This is a genomic window from Azospirillum rugosum, assembly GCF_017876155.1.
Taxonomy (GTDB): domain Bacteria; phylum Pseudomonadota; class Alphaproteobacteria; order Azospirillales; family Azospirillaceae; genus Azospirillum; species Azospirillum rugosum.
The window spans coordinates 1-14,401 of the sequence record NZ_JAGINP010000006.1; the positions used below are offsets into that span (position 1 = coordinate 1).

14 protein-coding genes and 1 tRNA gene are annotated in these 14,401 nt (G+C 70.6%); 6 read left to right on the forward strand and 9 right to left on the reverse strand.

From position 1 onward, the window contains the following. Positions 1–78 precede the first annotated feature (78 nt). Positions 79–154, reverse strand: a tRNA-Ala gene (locus J2851_RS09730). A 194-nt stretch (positions 155–348) separates the two neighbouring features. Here J2851_RS09730 and J2851_RS09735 point away from each other — a divergent pair. The 4 genes from J2851_RS09735 to J2851_RS09750 are packed head-to-tail and all read left to right on the forward strand — an operon-like array spanning position 349 to position 2,849. Beyond that, entirely contained in the window at positions 349–633 is a 285-nt protein-coding gene (locus J2851_RS09735; protein ID WP_209766059.1) for a YggT family protein, read from the forward strand. Next, a complete protein-coding gene (locus J2851_RS09740) occupies positions 633–962 on the forward strand; it encodes a DUF167 family protein (protein WP_209766060.1) in 330 nt (109 codons plus the stop codon). Before J2851_RS09735 ends, J2851_RS09740 begins: the two co-directional genes overlap by 1 nt. Next, positions 955–1,860, forward strand: coding sequence for a bifunctional methylenetetrahydrofolate dehydrogenase/methenyltetrahydrofolate cyclohydrolase FolD (gene folD / locus J2851_RS09745; protein WP_209766061.1), 906 nt, complete (start codon positions 955–957; stop codon positions 1,858–1,860). The genes J2851_RS09740 and folD overlap by 8 nt, the downstream gene beginning before the upstream one ends. Further along, positions 1,857–2,849 (forward strand): magnesium transporter CorA family protein, encoded by a 993-nt coding sequence (locus J2851_RS09750; protein WP_209766062.1) that lies wholly within the window; start codon positions 1,857–1,859, stop codon positions 2,847–2,849. The genes folD and J2851_RS09750 overlap by 4 nt, the downstream gene beginning before the upstream one ends. Before the next feature lie 108 nt (positions 2,850–2,957). Here J2851_RS09750 and J2851_RS09755 read toward each other — a convergent pair whose 3' ends face one another. Further along, positions 2,958–3,260 (reverse strand): 4a-hydroxytetrahydrobiopterin dehydratase, encoded by a 303-nt coding sequence (locus J2851_RS09755; protein ID WP_209766064.1) that lies wholly within the window; start codon positions 3,258–3,260, stop codon positions 2,958–2,960. A gap of 100 nt (positions 3,261–3,360) precedes the next feature. On the opposite strand from J2851_RS09755, the gene J2851_RS09760 reads away from it, so the two are divergent. Continuing rightward, positions 3,361–3,771, forward strand: coding sequence for a metallopeptidase family protein (locus tag J2851_RS09760; RefSeq protein WP_246500548.1), 411 nt, complete (start codon positions 3,361–3,363; stop codon positions 3,769–3,771). A gap of 13 nt (positions 3,772–3,784) precedes the next feature. Here the strand turns inward: J2851_RS09760 and J2851_RS09765 are convergent, their stop codons facing one another. After that, positions 3,785–4,375 (reverse strand): uracil-DNA glycosylase family protein, encoded by a 591-nt coding sequence (locus J2851_RS09765; protein ID WP_209766066.1) that lies wholly within the window; start codon positions 4,373–4,375, stop codon positions 3,785–3,787. Continuing rightward, the gene (gene cobB, locus J2851_RS09770; RefSeq protein WP_209766067.1) at positions 4,372–5,115 is read right to left on the reverse strand and encodes a Sir2 family NAD+-dependent deacetylase; all 744 of its coding nucleotides are present in this window, start codon (positions 5,113–5,115) and stop codon (positions 4,372–4,374) included. Before cobB ends, J2851_RS09765 begins: the two co-directional genes overlap by 4 nt. 72 nt (positions 5,116–5,187) lie before the next feature. Between cobB and J2851_RS09775 the strand changes: the two genes are divergently transcribed. Next, the gene (locus J2851_RS09775; RefSeq protein WP_209766069.1) at positions 5,188–5,685 is read left to right on the forward strand and encodes a low molecular weight protein-tyrosine-phosphatase; all 498 of its coding nucleotides are present in this window, start codon (positions 5,188–5,190) and stop codon (positions 5,683–5,685) included. Here J2851_RS09775 and J2851_RS09780 read toward each other — a convergent pair. The 5 genes from J2851_RS09780 to addB form a co-directional block, all read right to left on the reverse strand. After that, entirely contained in the window at positions 5,643–5,840 is a 198-nt protein-coding gene (locus J2851_RS09780; RefSeq protein ID WP_209766070.1) for a DUF1127 domain-containing protein, read from the reverse strand. The two genes, J2851_RS09775 and J2851_RS09780, sit on opposite strands and share 43 nt — an antisense overlap. Before the next feature lie 272 nt (positions 5,841–6,112). After that, positions 6,113–6,997 carry a transcriptional regulator GcvA gene (gene gcvA, locus J2851_RS09785; RefSeq protein ID WP_209766071.1) on the reverse strand — a complete coding sequence of 295 codons (885 nt, stop codon included), beginning with the start codon at positions 6,995–6,997 and terminating at the stop codon, positions 6,113–6,115. A gap of 84 nt (positions 6,998–7,081) precedes the next feature. Then, positions 7,082–7,405 (reverse strand): thioredoxin TrxA, encoded by a 324-nt coding sequence (gene trxA, locus J2851_RS09790; RefSeq protein WP_209766072.1) that lies wholly within the window; start codon positions 7,403–7,405, stop codon positions 7,082–7,084. Between the two features lie 234 nt (positions 7,406–7,639). Beyond that, positions 7,640–11,104, reverse strand: a complete 3,465-nt coding sequence (gene addA / locus J2851_RS09795; protein ID WP_209766073.1) for a double-strand break repair helicase AddA — start codon at positions 11,102–11,104, stop codon at positions 7,640–7,642. Between the two features lie 163 nt (positions 11,105–11,267). Next, the gene (addB, locus tag J2851_RS09800; RefSeq protein ID WP_209766074.1) at positions 11,268–14,255 is read right to left on the reverse strand and encodes a double-strand break repair protein AddB; all 2,988 of its coding nucleotides are present in this window, start codon (positions 14,253–14,255) and stop codon (positions 11,268–11,270) included. Positions 14,256–14,401 lie beyond the last annotated feature (146 nt).

Consider the following 14,401-nt stretch of genomic DNA (forward strand, 5'->3'; position numbering starts at 1 on the left):
ACAGGGCTGTGTCACACACCGGGTCAGACACCCCGTTCGGGGCGGATTTCCCAGCCGAATCAATGGGAACACAAGTAATGGTGGAGCCGAGGAGGATCGAACTCCCGACCTACGCATTGCGAACGCGTCGCTCTCCCAGCTGAGCTACGGCCCCACACACCGTCACCGGCGTGGGGCGGATAATGGTGATGCGATTGGTGCCTGTCAAGCCTTCTGAACACACCAAATCGCGGCCCCGCGACACCGCCCGAAAGGGGCGGGCGCCGGCCCTCCGCGCGGCACTGGACAGGCCTTGCCGCTTGTGCTTAGGGTGCCCCGCAAAATTGAACGAATTGGGACGGGCCGGGCATGATTGCGCTGTACCTGCTGATCGACACCGTTCTCAGCATCTATGTCTGGCTGCTCATCGCCTCCGCGGTGCTGAGCTGGCTGGTCGCCTTCAACGTGGTCAACACGCGCAACCGCGCGGTGTACGCCATCGGCGACTTCCTCTACCGGATCACGGAACCGGCGCTGCGGCCGATTCGCCGCGTGATGCCGAACTTCGGCGGGATGGACCTGTCGCCGATGGTCCTGATCCTGCTGATCTTCTTCGTCCGCAACCTGATGGCGGAATACTGGCCGCGCTTCTGATGGCGGGTCCTTTCGAAGCCGTTTTCGACGGAGTCCGCCTGACGCTGCGGGTGACGCCCAAGGCGTCGCGCAACGGGATCTCCGGGCTGGTCGACACGGCATCGGGGGCAAAGGCGCTGAAGGTGATGGTGACGGCCGTGCCGGAGAACGGCAAGGCCAACGAGGCGGTGGTGAAGCTGCTGGCCAAGGCGTGGAAATTGCCCAAAACCAGCCTGACGGTGGTGGCCGGGGCGACCGACCGGAACAAGATCGTGCATGTGGCCGGCGACCCGGCCGAGTTGATGCGCCGGCTGACGGCGCTGTTGAGCGAGGAGGGGACCGATGGCTGAGGCGAAGATCATCGACGGCAAGGCCTTCGCGGCCGGCCTTCGCGCGCGCGTCGCGGAGGGCGTCGCCGCCCTCAAGGCCAGCCACGGCGTCACCCCCGGCCTCGCGGTCGTGCTGGTGGGCGAGGACCCGGCGAGCCAGGTCTACGTCCGCTCCAAGGAGCGGGCGCTGGTCGAGCTGGGCATGAACAGCTTCGACCACCACAAGCCCGCCGACCTGGCGGAGGCCGACCTGCTGGCCCTGATCGACCAGCTGAACGCCGACCCGGCCGTGCACGGCATCCTGGTCCAGCTGCCGCTGCCCAAGCACATCGACACGGCCAAGGTGCTGGCCCGCATCGTGCCGGAGAAGGACGCCGACGGCTTCCACGTCGTCAACGCCGGCCTGCTCGCCGTCGGCAGCCCCGGCGCCATCGTCCCCTGCACGCCGCTGGGCAGCCTGCTGCTGATCCGCGATGTGCTGGGCAACGACCTGAAGGGCAAGCGGGCGCTGGTGCTCGGCCGCTCCAACATCGTCGGCAAGCCGATGGCGCAGCTGCTGCTCCAGCAGGACTGCACGGTGACCGTTGCCCATTCCCGCACGCAGGACCTGCCCGGCGAGTGTCGCCGCGCCGATATCCTGGTGGCCGCGGTCGGCCGGCCGGAGATGGTGCGCGGCGACTGGATCAAGCCGGGCGCCGTGGTGATCGACGTCGGCATCAACCGCGTGCCGGGTGCTGAAGCCGGCAAGACGCGCCTCGTCGGCGACGTGGCGTACGAGGAGGCCGTGAAGGTTGCCGGCGCCATCACCCCGGTGCCGGGCGGCGTCGGGCCGATGACCATCGCCTGCCTGATGCTGAACACGCTGGCTGCCGCCTGCCGCGCCGCCGGCGCGCCGGTTCCGGCTGAGGCACTTGCATGATCACGGTCCACGCCCGTGTCGGCGGCCGGGTCGTCGAGCAGCCGCTCAGCCTCGGCGAACCGTTGCCGGCCGGCACGGTGTGGATCGACCTGCTGCGCCCGGACGAAGCGGAGCGCGCCCATGTGGGCGCCGCCACCGGCTGCGACCTGCCGACGCGCGAGGAGATGAAGGAGATCGAGGCGTCCAGCCAGCTGTACATGGAAGGCGACGCCGTCTACCTGACCTCCTCCGTCATCGCGCGGGCCGACACGCCTCACCCGGAGCAGGGCGAGATCACCTTCGTCCTGACGCCGCGCCACATGATCACGGTGCGCTTCACCGAGCCGCGCTCCGTCGCCACCTTCGCCGCGCGCACCATGCGCCAGCCGGAGCTGCTGGCGAGCGCCGAGGACGCGCTGCTCGGCATCCTGGACGCGGTCATCGACCGGGTCGCCGACGTGCTGGAGCTGATCGGCGGGCGCATCGACGGGCTGTCCACGCGCATCTTCACCGAGTCGCTGGACAGCAACGGCTTCGGCCAGGCGGCCAAGAAGCCGGACGAGTTGCAGGACGTGCTGCGCGGCATTGGCCGGGCCGGCGACCTGACGCACAAGGTGCGCGACAGCCTGGCGGGCCTCGACCGGCTGGTCGCCTTCCTGACCTCGGTCAGCGCCGGCCGGCTGACCAAAGAGCAGAAGGCCGCGCTGAAGACCCTGTCGCGCGACCTGCGCTCCCTGAACGAGCACGCGGGATTCCTGGCGCACGAGGCGAACTTCCTGCTCGACGCCACGCTGGGGCTGATCAACATCGAGCAGAACGCCATCATCAAGATCTTCTCGGTGGTGGCCGTGGCGCTGATGCCGCCAACGCTGATCGCGTCCGCCTACGGCATGAACTTCCACCACATGCCGGAGCTGGACTGGGATTTCGGCTACCCCATGGCGATCGTCATGATGGTGCTGTCGGCCGTGGTGCCGCTCTGGTACTTCCGCCGCCGCGGGTGGCTGTAACGCAATGATGGAGTCGTAGGTCGGGTGGAGCGCCTGCGCAACCCGACAGCGTCGGCGATGCGGGGCGTGTCGGGTTGCGCTGCGCTCCACCCGACCTACAAAAGCGCATTACCGGTCGTCGCGGGGGGCGATCTGGTCCAGGCGGTGGGCGAAGTCCACGTCGGCCTGGGTCAGGCCGTCGACGGTGCGGGTGCACAGGATCACCTCCACCCGGCCCATGTCGTTGAACCATTCCGGGTGGTGGTTGACGCGTTCGGCCAGCAGCGCGACCTGGCTCATGAAGCCCCAGGCGGTGGGGAAGTCGGGGAAGTGGTAGGTCTTGCGGATCGCGTCGCGCTCCAGCACCTCCGACCAGCCGTGCAGTTCCTTCAGCGCGGTCTGTCTCTTGGTCCCGACCAGCTTGTCCGACATGGCCTGCGTCCCCCCTTGGTTGGTTAAAAGGCGTTCATCAAACGTCGATCCCGGTTTAGCGCCGCTTGGCCTGGGCCGCAAGCGACGCTACCTTTTCGGCATGAACCGCAAACCGGCACACACCCACACCGTTCCTCCCTCCACGCCCGACCTCGAGCGGATGGCCGAGGAGGCGCTGGACACAATCCCGAAGGCGCTGCTGGCCCCGGTCGGGAACCTCCTGATCCAGGTCGAGGACTTTCCCGACGAGGAGACCGAGCGCGAGATGGAGCTGGAAAGCCCCTTCGACCTGCTGGGCCTCTACCGCGGCGTGGACATGACCCGGCAGAGCGTCGCGGACCTGCGCAGCGGCCCGGACATGATCTTCCTCTACCGCCGCCCGATCCTGGATTACTGGTGCGAGACCGGCGAGGACCTGTTCGCCATCGTCCGCCACGTGCTGATCCACGAGATCGGCCATCATTTCGGCTTCTCCGACGACGACATGGAGCGCATCGAGAGTTTGGAGTGATCAGGATGCGCGCTCAGCCGTCCAGCGCCTCTGCGACACGGCGGCGCAGGGCGGGGACCAGCTCCTCCTCGAACCAGGGGTTCTTCTTCAGCCAGGCGGTGTTGCGCCAGCTCGGGTGCGGCAGGGGCAGGAAGTCCGGCAGGTAGTCCCGCCAGGCCGCCACCGTGTCGGTCATGGTCCGTTTGCGGCGGCCGCCCAGGTAATAATCCTGCGCGTAGCTGCCGACCAGCAGGGTGAGGCGCACGCCGCTCAGCGCGGCGCGCAGCGGCGGGTGCCACAGTGGGGCGCATTCCGGGCGCGGCGGGTAGTCGCCGCCCTTCGGCGCCGTGCCGGGGTAGCAGAGCCCCATGGGCACCACGGCGATGCGCGATTCGTCGTAGAAGGCGGCGCGATCCATGGCGAGCCACTGGCGCAGCCGGTCGCCCGACGGGTCGTTCCAGGGAATGCCGCTGGCGTGCACCCGTGCCCCCGGCGCCTGCCCGACGATCAGCAGCCGGGCGGAAGGGCTGCCGCGCAGCACCGGGCGGCAGCCGTGCGGCAGCGAGCCTTCGCACAGGCGGCAGGCCCGCGCCTGCGCAAACAAGGCCTCCAGGCTGTCGGTCAAAGCCGCAGAAGCTCGGCCACGAAGGCGGGCACCACCTCGGTCGCCGGGCCGTTCACCGCCTCGGCGAAGTGGCTGGCGCCGAGCGAGGGCTCCAGGTTCAGCTCCACCGTGTGGGCGCCGGCGCCGCGGGCCTCCGCCACGAAGCCGGCGGCGGGGTAGACGTTGCCGGACGTGCCGATGGAGACGAACAGGTCGCAGGCGCCCAGCGCGCGGTAGATGCGATCCATCTGGTAGGGCATCTCCCCGAACCACACAACGTCCGGCCGCATGCCGCCCTTGCGCGCGCAGGTCGGGCAGACGTCGTGCACCGACAGGTCGCCGTCCCAGGTTTCCACCGTGCGGCAGTGGACGCAGAAGACCTTCCGCAGCTCCCCGTGCATGTGGATCAGCGTCTTGGAGCCGGCGCGCTCGTGCAGGTCGTCGATGTTCTGGGTGACCAGCAGAAGCTCCCCCTTCCAGCGGCGCTCCAGCTCGGCGAGCGCGGCATGGGCGGCGTTCGGCTGGATGGCCGGGTCAGCCAAGCCGCGGCGGCGGTCGTTGTAGAAGCGGTGGACCAAGTTCGGATCGCGGGCGAAGCCCTGCGGAGTCGCGACGTCCTCCAGGTCCACCTTGGCCCAGATGCCGTCGGCGCAGCGGAAGGTGTCCAGCCCCGATTCCTTGGAGATGCCGGCCCCGGTCAGGATGACGATGGAGTCGGTCGGCTTGATGTGGTTCGCGATGGTGGAGCTGATGGTCGTCATGGGCGCCCTGGCGGGATCTGGAAACGGCTGGTACTTCTTTCGATTGGAGCAAGGAAAGAGGAGGCAGCCGGGATGGTCAAGGTCCTGTTCGTCTGCACGGGCAACATCTGCCGGTCGCCCACCGCCGAAGGTGTGTTCCGCGCCCTGGTAAAGCAAGCGGGGCTGGAGCATCACGTCCATGCCGATTCGGCCGGCACCGACGGCTATCACGTGGGGGAACCGCCGGACCAGCGCAGCCAGCGCGCCGCCCGGTCGCGCGGCGTGGACCTGTCGGACCTGCGCGCCCGCAAAGTGACGATCGCCGACTTCGCGGCCTTCGACTACATCCTGGCCATGGACCGCGGCCATCTGGCGCAGCTGCGCCGCATGATGCCGTCCACCAGCCCCGCGACGGTCGCGCTGTTCCTGGATTACGCGGCCGTCGGCGCGGGGCGCGACGTGCCCGATCCCTACTACGGCGGTGCCGATGGCTTTGCCGAGGTGCTGGACCTCTGCGAGGCGGGCGCGGCCGGCCTGCTGGCGGCGATTCAGCGCCAGAAGGGCTTGCGGGCCTCCGTCAGCGCCTCGTAGCGGGTGATCCCGATGTCGCGCAGTTCCCGGTCGGTCATGGACAGGAGCTGCGCGCTTTCCTGGCGCCGACGCCAGAGACGGGCGAGCCAGGCGAAGGGGCGGAACGCCACGGGCACGCGGCACGGCTGCGGGCGGAAAGACACGGGGATTGCCATGGTACGGTCTCCGTCGTTGGGGAACGGCGGGGTAATCGCATTTGAAATCCCCTCTCCCCTCTGGGGAGAGGGTTAGGGTGAGGGGGTTGCGCTTGTGCCGGACGTACCAAGGCGGCGGGGCCCCCTCACCCTGCCCTCTCCCCAGAGGGGAGAGGTTTAAAAGGCCAAATGCGAAAGCCCTGGGTGATCGGAGCATCAGCATCCGGCCCGGCGCGCCGCCCGGCAAACGAGAGCTTTTCCGTCTCGGGTGAGGGGAATTCACCCGATGTCGGTCACCGCGGGTGATTGAACTCCGTCCGCATCCAGGCGCGGAAGGCGGCGATCTCCGGCCGTTGCAGGCTGTCGCGGGAGGTGACCATCCACCAGCTGGTGCTGGCGCGCAGGCGCGGCCCGGTGACCTCGACCAGCCGGCCGGCCTCAAGCTCCGGGTCGATGGTCGGGCGGCGGCCGATGACGACGCCCAGCCCGCGGACGGCGGCGTCCACCGCCATGTGGATGGCGTCGAAGCGCAGGCCCTCGGCGAAGGCCGCGGGCGGCAGGCCGGCGCCCTCCGCCCAGGCTGCCCAGTCCTCCGACACGCTGGCGATGTGCAGCCGGGGCAGCGCCAGGAGGTCGGCGGGTGATGCGACGCGCGCCGCCAGCGCCGGGGCGGCGACCGGCACCAGCTCCTCCTCCAGCAGCTTCAGCGCGGCGAGGCCGGGCCAGGGGCCGCTGCCCAGCCGGATGCCAACGTCGATTCCGTCGCGCGGGAACTCGACCCGGCGGTGGCTGGTGTCCAGGCTGACCGACAGGGTCGGGTGGGTCGCGCGGAAATCGGGCAGGCGCGGAATCAGCCAGCGCAGCGCGAAGGTCGGCGCGGCGCTGACCGACAGGCGCCCGCTCGGCTTGCGGCCGGGCACGCTTTCCGTGGCCAGCGCCAGGGATTGCAGCGCGTCGCGCACCCGCGGCAGATAGGCCTCCCCGGCCGGGGTCAGGGACAGGCTGCGGTTGCCGCGCAGGAACAGCTCCACCCCCAGCCAGTCCTCCAGCGTCTGGATGCCGTGGCTGACCGCGCTGGGGGTCAGGCACAGCTCCTCCGCCGCGGCCTTGAAGCTCAGGCGGCGGCCGGCGGCCTCGAACAGGCGCAGCGTGTTGAGCGGGGGCAGACGGTAGGCCATGCCCTCACCGTAACGCAAAAAACCGTAACGCAAAAAGCCCCGCCGTAGGGCGGGGCTTTTGCAACGCGCGTGCGCTGAGGCCAATCAGAGCGACTGGTCGACCCAGCTGTACAGGGCGGTCTTCGGCAGGGCGCCGATCTTCGTGGCGGCGACCTGGCCGTTCTTGAAGATCATCAGCGTCGGGATGCCGCGCACGCCGTACTTGGTCGGGGTGCCGGGGTTGTCGTCGATGTTCAGCTTAACGACGGTGACCTTGCCGCCATACTCCTTGGCGAGGTCGTCGAGCGCCGGAGCAATCATCTTGCAGGGGCCGCACCACTCCGCCCAGAAATCGACCAGGACCGGACCCTCGGCCTTCAGCACATCCTGTTCGAAGCTGTCGTCGGTGACCTTGATGGGGTTGCTCATGTGACCTCTTGCCTGGGTTCAGGGGTGCCGCCGTGGAAAAACAAGCCGTCGGCGATCCCATCCCTGTCGTGGAACTTTGCCAAAATGTAGGGCCGTCTCCCCGCTCCGGTCAAGCAGAGCGGCAAATGCGGCCCGGTCAACCCAATCCGCCGGTTCCTGCAACCCGGCGGACGTTGAAAAGTTCCGCCCCCGAAACCATTCGCGCGCCCGAGTCGCCCAAGGCGGTGGAGCAAATTACGGAAGCTCCATCAAATAGGGGCCGTCGGTCCACAGCAGGACGCAGCGGATACGCTTGCCCGGATAGACCGCCGTCATGGCGCCGCGGTAGGCGGCCATCTGCCGCTGGTAGACCGGCGGCACGTCCTCCACCCGGCGGGGCGGCGGGCGGTTGGTCTTGTAGTCGACGATCCAGACGGTGTCGCCCTCCACCACCAGCCGGTCGATCTGGCCGGACAGGGCGCGCCCGTCCACCACGCCGACCACCGGCACCTCGGCACGGGAATTGGGGCCGAAGAGGTGGGCGAAGTCGGGGCTGTTGACCACCGCCATGGTCTCCCGCGCGATCTCGTCCTGCCGCTCCGGCGTCAGCTCGTGCGCGGGCCGGGCGAGGAAGCGGCGGCAGGCGGCCTCCCGCCCGTCGGGCGGCAGGTCGGGCAGGCTCTGCATCAGCCGGTGGACCAGAAGGCCGCGCTTGAAGCGCGCCCCGTCGTCCTCGCCGAGGGGGGAGCGCACCGCCGGCTCGTCCCCGTCCGGGCGGGAGGGGGTGAGGGGGCGGCTCGGCTCCGGCTCCTCCGGGGCGTTGGCGGTCAGCCAGGGCAGCGGCGCGTACGCCTCCATCACGCGGCCGGCGTCGGCGCCGTCCGGCTTTGGTGCTGCGGTCTGTGGGTCGTGCAGGCGCCAGCCGTCCCCGGCCCAGCCGTCGGGGCAAAGAGATGAAAAATCAAAGGGATGCGGGATGCCGATCTCGCCCATGGCGGCCTCGACCAGCTTGTACCAGCAGGCTTCCGACGGGTCGCGCTTGCCCTGGTAGCCGCAGACGTACAGGCGGTCCTCCGCGCGGGTCAGGGCCACGTACAGCAGGCGCCTGTACTCCTGGTCGCGGCGCCGGTTGGCGCGGGACCGCGCCTCGGTGCAGAGCGCGTCCTCCTGGTTGCGGCGCGCGGCGAAGAGGGGGACGGCGCAGCCCTCGTCCGGCCACAGGATGGGCGGGCTCTGCGTCGGGGTGCCCAGCGTGTCGGGCAGGAAGACGATGGGCGCCTGCAATCCCTTGGACCCGTGCACCGTCATGATGCGCACGCGGCCGCCGCCCTGCTCCAGCTCGCGCTTGATCTCCGCCTCGCTGGCGGCGAGCCAGGCGAGGAAGTTCTGGAGCGACGGCGGCTCGGTCTTTTCGAAAGCGAGACAAACGGCCAGGAACTCGTCCAGCGGGTCCTGCGCGTCGGGGCCCAGCCGCTTCAGGATGGCGCGGCGCCCGGACCGCTCGTCGGCCGGGCAGGGGGCGGCCAGCAGGCCTGCAAACAGCTCGTAGGGCGCCAGGAAGTCGGTGCGGGCGAGCTGGCCGCCGAGGTAGCGGCGCGCCGGGCGGTAGGCCGGATCCTCCTCCGCCTTGGCGACCAGCGCCGACCACAGCGTGCCGCGCCGGCCATGAGCCAGATCGAACAGCTGATCCTCGCTCAACCCGATCAGCGGCCCCTTCAGCACGGTGGCGAGCGTCAGGTCGTCTTCCGGCAGCAGCAGGAATTCGCACAGCGCCATCAGGTCCATGACCGCCAGCTGCTCGGTCAGCACCATGCGGTCCACGCCGGCGACGGGCACGGCGCGGTCCTTCAGCGCGCGCACCAGCTCCGTCACGAAGCTGGTGCGGCGGCGGACCAGCACCATCACGTCGCCGGGCTGGATCGGCCGGCCGCGCGACTCCAGCGTCTCCCCGCGCTGGGTCCAGTCGCGGATCGTGTCGGCGATGACCGCCGCCAGCCGGGCCGAGGGCGAATCGGCCGATTCTCGCTCCACTGGCGGCGCCCAGGCCGGCGGGTCCGCGACCTCCGCCGGCTTGACCGGCGGCCACAACTCCACCAGCCCGGCGTGCCCGCGGCGGAAGGCGCGGTGGCGGATCACCGGGCTGACCTCCGACGCCACCCCGTCCTTGGCGGTGTCCAGCCGGAACACGGCGTCCACCGCCTGCAACACGGCGGCGGTGGAGCGGAAGGAGATGTCCAGTTCCACCGCGTGCCAGGTCCGCGTCGCGATCTCAGCGCGGGTCTGGAAATGCCGGCGCATGCGCGCGAACTCGGCCGGGTTGGCGCGCTGGAAGCTGAAGATCGACTGTTTCTCGTCGCCCACGGCGAAGACGGTGCGCGTCGTGCCGGCGCTGCCGTGGGCGGACAGGTCGGCGAAGAACTCCTCCGCGATGGAGGACACGACGGCCCACTGCTCCGGGTTGGTGTCCTGCGCCTCGTCGATCAGGATGTGGTCCAGGCCGCCGTCCAGCTTGAACAGCACCCAGGGCACGGCCGGCACGCCGTCCTTGCCGCGCAGCAGCGTGTTGGCCGCCAGGATCAGGTCGTCGTAGTCGAGCAGCGCCTTGCCCTTCTTCTTCGCGTCGTAGGCGTGCAGAAGGGCTTCGGCCAGGGTGAGCAGGGCGGTGGTGGAGGCGGCGACTCCGGCCGACTTCACCCGTTTCATCAGCGAAACGAGCCGTTCCGCCTCGCGCTCCAGCGCGATCAGGGCGGCGGGGAAGTTGGTCGCCGGCTTCTTGGTGATCAGCGTCTTGCGCGCCGTGCCCTCGGCCGTCAGAAACAGGCGGGCGTAGGCCTGGAAGGCGCGCACGCGGCTTTCCGCCGCGTCCAGCCAGCTCTGGATGCCGATGCCGCGCTCCTCGTCCGTCTTGGTGCCGGTGGACAGCGCCCGGCAGGCTTCCCGCAGGGTGGGCACGTCCAGCGACGCGTCGGCGCAGGCCTCATGCAGGATGTCGGCCTCGGTCGTGCCGGGCTCCACGCCCAGCTCGCGGTGGACGGCGTCGATGGCGCCGTCAAGACCCTTATAGCGCTCGAACAGGCGCTGGATGCGGCCGCGCTCGTTGGCGAGTTCGGCCAGGATGTCGGCGAACTCCTCCGCGTTCAGGTCGGCGGTCAGGCGGGCCATCGCCTTGCCGAGCGGGGTGTCGGGCGCGGCGCGGCCGGCGTGCAGCACCTCGTCGCGCGCATCGGTCAGCAGGCCGGCGGCCGTGCGCTCGTCCATCACCTCGAAATGCGGGGCGAGCCCGGCCTCCAGCGGGAAGCGGCGCAGCAGCGACTGGCAGAAGGCGTGGATCGTCTGGATCTTCATGCCGCCCGGACAGTCCACGACCTGCGCGAACAGGCGCCGAGCGGCGGTGCGCGTCTCCGCCGTCGGCCGCTCACCGCACAGGTCGTAGAGGCGGTCTTCCAGGTCGGCGTCGGGCAGGGTCGCCCAGATGCCCAGCGTGCGGTTGATGCGGATGGACATCTCCGCCGCCGCCGCCTTGGTGAAGGTGAGGCAGAGGATGCGCGCCGGCGCCGTGCCGGCCAGCATCAGCCGCAGCACGCGGTCGGTCAGCACCTTCGTCTTGCCGGACCCGGCCGACGCGCCCACCCACACCGACGACAGCGGGTCGGAGGCCTGGCGCTGCTTGACGTTCGGGTCGAGCGGCAGCTCGCGGGCGGGGAAGTCGAGGAGGTTCATGGGGCAATCGCTCCGGGGGAGGCGGGGGCGACGCTTGCCCCCTCCCTAACCCTCCCCCGCTTTCGCGGGAGAGGGAACTCCGCACTCTTCCCCTCCACCGCCAACGGTGGGGGAGGGAGGGACCCACGCGCGAGCGTGGGAGGGAGGGGGCATCCGTGCATCATCATCCCTCACCACCATCGCCACCGGCCGACCATTCCTGCACCCGCGCGAGGTGCGCGTAGTCCGTGTAGCGTGGCGCCATGGCGGGGCGGGGGCAGGAGCGGTAGGGGGTGGCGGGGTCGTCGAAGTGGCGGATCAGCTCTTCCAGGCCGGCGCGGGCCTCGGCGGCGAGGGTCGCGGGGTCGCCCTTCACGGGCTTCTCCTCGCCGGCCGGGTCGCCGCCGGACAGGCGCCAGAAGGACAGCTCCGCGACCGTGCCGGCCGCCACGCCGCCGAAGCCGCCGGCCAGCGCGATGGCGGCCTCCAGCGGCAGCTGCGGGGCGAAGCCCAGCTCGATCTCGCGGGTGGAGGGCGGCGTGCCGGTCTTGTAGTCGATCAGGACCAGCCCTTCGCCGGTCGAATCGATGCGGTCGGCCTTGGCGGTCAGCAGGAAGGGGCCGGCGGGGCCGTTGAGCGTCAGTTCGCCGCTGACCTCGGTCGTCAGCGGCTTCACGGTCAGGCGGCGGTCGCGCTCCAGCGCGATGAACCACTCCGCGATGCGCTCGAAGCGCGGCCACCAGAAGGCCCAGACGTCGGGGTGGGTCTGCAGCAGCGGGCCGAAGGACTCGCGGCCGAGGTCGATCAGGCGGTGCAGCGCGTCCTGGGGCAGCAGGCCGGGGTATTCGCGCACGAAGGCGTCCAGGGCCGAGTGGATGAACTGGCCCCGGTCGGCCGCACCCGGATCGGCGGCGATGGGGTCCAGCTTGCGCAGGCGCAGCACATGCTCCGCGTAGACGGCGTAGGGGTCGCGCATCCAGCGCTCGATCTTGGTGACCGACAGCTTGCGCGGGCGCGCGGCGACCGGCGGGCGTGGTTCCGGGGGCGAAACGGGGCGTACGGCGTCGGGCTCGTCCAGGCCGCGCGCCCAGACCAGCCAGGGCTCCCCGGCCAAATCGATGCGACCGTCCAGGTTCAGGGCGCGCAGCACGGTTTCCAGCCGCAGCAGCCAGCGGGACGGCACGGTCGGCGTGCCGTCCACGCGTTCCGCGCGGGTCAGCACCACCTCCGGCGCGCCGCAGGCGTGGGTGAAGTCGTGGGCGGACAGGCCGACCATGCGCTCCGGGCTGGGCAGGCCGAAGTCGCGACGCATGGGGCGCGACATCCAAGGGTCGGCGGCCGGGTCGGGCGGCCAGGTGCCCTCGTTCAGCCCGCCGAGGATCATCAGGTCGAAATGCTGGAGGCGCGCCTCCATGGGGCCGAGGATCCACAAGCGCGAGTGCAGGCCATAGCGCGGGTAGACCGGCCGCATGGCCATCAGCGCGTCGAGCAGGGCCGGATAGTCGGTGCCGGGAACCGCCGGGAAGCCTTCCGCGGCCTCCAGCAGTTCGTGCACGAAACCGGCGGCCCCCTCGCCGTCGGCCTGGAGCCAGAGGAACTTCTCGCCGGGCATGTCGGTGCGGGCGGCCAGCTTTTCCGCGAAGGCGATGTGGGCGCGCACGAGGTCGGCGATGGGCGCCTCGCTGAACAGCACCTCCATGAAGGGGGCCGCGAGCTTGGCGAGACCCTCCAGCCAGTCGAGCAGGAAGGCTTGCTGGTCCTTGCGCCCCTCGTGCTGCGCGAAATACTCCGCACCCTTCAGCGCGGCGATCAGGCCGCCGAAGCCTTCCGCCGGGCGGGGACCGCGCAGGACGGTGCGCTCCAGCGCGCGGGCGGCGCTGCGGAAGTCGGACGGGTCGCGCCCGCCGGCCGCCAGCGGGTGCTTGGCGAGCGCCAGCAGGGCCAGCGGGTGGGCGCGGCTGGCGGCCAGCTCGGCGGTCAGGCGCAGGTAGGTGCCGACCGCGGTGTGGACGAGCGGCTGGCCGGCCGAGTCGTTCACCGCTATGCCCCAGCGCGACAGGGCCATGGCGACGCGGCGCGCGAGGTTTCGGTCGGGGGTTACCAGGGCGGCGCGCTTTTCCGGCGTTTCCAGCGCGTGGCGCATCAGCAGCGCGATGGCCGACGCCTCCTCCTCCGCCGTGGCGGCGTCGATTCGGGTCAGGTTGGCCAGCGCCGATGCGTCCAGCCCTTCCAGCTCCCGCCAGCTTTCCGTGGTGGCGGCGGGGCGCATGGCCTCCGCGATCAAGCGGGCGCGGACAGCGCGCGGCTCCTCCACATCGTTCCAGCGCCGGACGCCGTCGCGCGTGGTGCCCAGCCGGTCCAGCAGGTGGGCGAGCCCGTGCTGCGGGTGCGATTCGTCGCGGCGGATGGCGTCCCAGGCGGTGTCGTCGGCCTCCTGGTCCAGGCCGGGCAGGACGACCGCGCCTTGCGGCAGGCGGGCGATCACCGCCAGCAGGTCGGCGGAGGCGGGGATGGAGCCGGTGGAGCCCGCCGCGATGACCAGCCCCTGCGGCGGCTCGGCCCGCCAGAGCGCGGCCTGGGTCTCCAGCACGATGTTGCGGCGCTGGGCCGGGTCGGTCAGTTCGATGGAGCCAAGGATGACCGGCCAGTGCTCCGTGACGATCTTCAGGAACTCCAGCGTCACCTGCCAGTGCTGGGCGTAATCCTCCGGCACCAGGGAGGCGAGGCGGTCGAAGGCCACGCCTTCCGTCCACACCGCGTCGATCAGCCGGCCGAGGTCGGCGCCCAGCCGCACCGCCTGCGCGGTGGTGGCCGAGACGCCCTGGGCCTGGAGGATCAGCCGGGCCAGCAGAAGCTGCCGCTTCAGCGGGGTGACCGCGTCCGGAAGCTCCAGCGGGACGCCGGGCAGCTCCTCCGCGGTCAGGCTGAGCGTGTCGGCGTCCAGCTCGCCCAGCGGGCTCATGCGGGGCAGCAGCATGGGCCGGCCGCCGGATCGGCGCAGGAAGGCGTCGCGCAGGGACAGGCAGGAGCGGCGCGTGGGCAGCAGGACGGTCACCGCGGCCAGGGCCAGCGGGTCGTCGCCCACACGCTCCACGATGCCGGCCGCCAGCGTGTCCACGAAGGACACGCCGGAGGGAATCGTGAAGACCTTCGGTTCCGCGCTGCTGGTCATCGATGTCCCGGAACGTTCAGACGGTGGAAACCAGACACCACAAAGACACAAAGGACACAAAGATTTTCACAAAGTGGGTCTCAAATTTGAAGTGACAACGCCTTCAGGTCGACACCTCTTTGTGACGTTCTTTGTGCCCTTTGTGT

What these genes read in the sequence shown, in the direction of transcription:
- J2851_RS09735 (WP_209766059.1), top strand. Translation starts at nt 349, where the DNA reads ATGATTGCGCTGTACCTGCTGATCGACACCGTTCTCAGCATCTATGTC.
- J2851_RS09740 (WP_209766060.1), top strand. Translation starts at nt 633, where the DNA reads ATGGCGGGTCCTTTCGAAGCCGTTTTCGACGGAGTCCGCCTGACGCTG.
- folD (WP_209766061.1), top strand. Translation starts at nt 955, where the DNA reads ATGGCTGAGGCGAAGATCATCGACGGCAAGGCCTTCGCGGCCGGCCTT.
- J2851_RS09750 (WP_209766062.1), top strand. Translation starts at nt 1,857, where the DNA reads ATGATCACGGTCCACGCCCGTGTCGGCGGCCGGGTCGTCGAGCAGCCG.
- J2851_RS09755 (WP_209766064.1), bottom strand. Translation starts at nt 3,260, where the DNA reads ATGTCGGACAAGCTGGTCGGGACCAAGAGACAGACCGCGCTGAAGGAA.
- J2851_RS09760 (WP_246500548.1), top strand. Translation starts at nt 3,361, where the DNA reads ATGAACCGCAAACCGGCACACACCCACACCGTTCCTCCCTCCACGCCC.
- cobB (WP_209766067.1), bottom strand. Translation starts at nt 5,115, where the DNA reads ATGACGACCATCAGCTCCACCATCGCGAACCACATCAAGCCGACCGAC.
- J2851_RS09775 (WP_209766069.1), top strand. Translation starts at nt 5,188, where the DNA reads ATGGTCAAGGTCCTGTTCGTCTGCACGGGCAACATCTGCCGGTCGCCC.
- J2851_RS09780 (WP_209766070.1), bottom strand. Translation starts at nt 5,840, where the DNA reads ATGGCAATCCCCGTGTCTTTCCGCCCGCAGCCGTGCCGCGTGCCCGTG.
- gcvA (WP_209766071.1), bottom strand. Translation starts at nt 6,997, where the DNA reads ATGGCCTACCGTCTGCCCCCGCTCAACACGCTGCGCCTGTTCGAGGCC.
- trxA (WP_209766072.1), bottom strand. Translation starts at nt 7,405, where the DNA reads ATGAGCAACCCCATCAAGGTCACCGACGACAGCTTCGAACAGGATGTG.
- addA (WP_209766073.1), bottom strand. Translation starts at nt 11,104, where the DNA reads ATGAACCTCCTCGACTTCCCCGCCCGCGAGCTGCCGCTCGACCCGAAC.
- addB (WP_209766074.1), bottom strand. Translation starts at nt 14,255, where the DNA reads ATGACCAGCAGCGCGGAACCGAAGGTCTTCACGATTCCCTCCGGCGTG.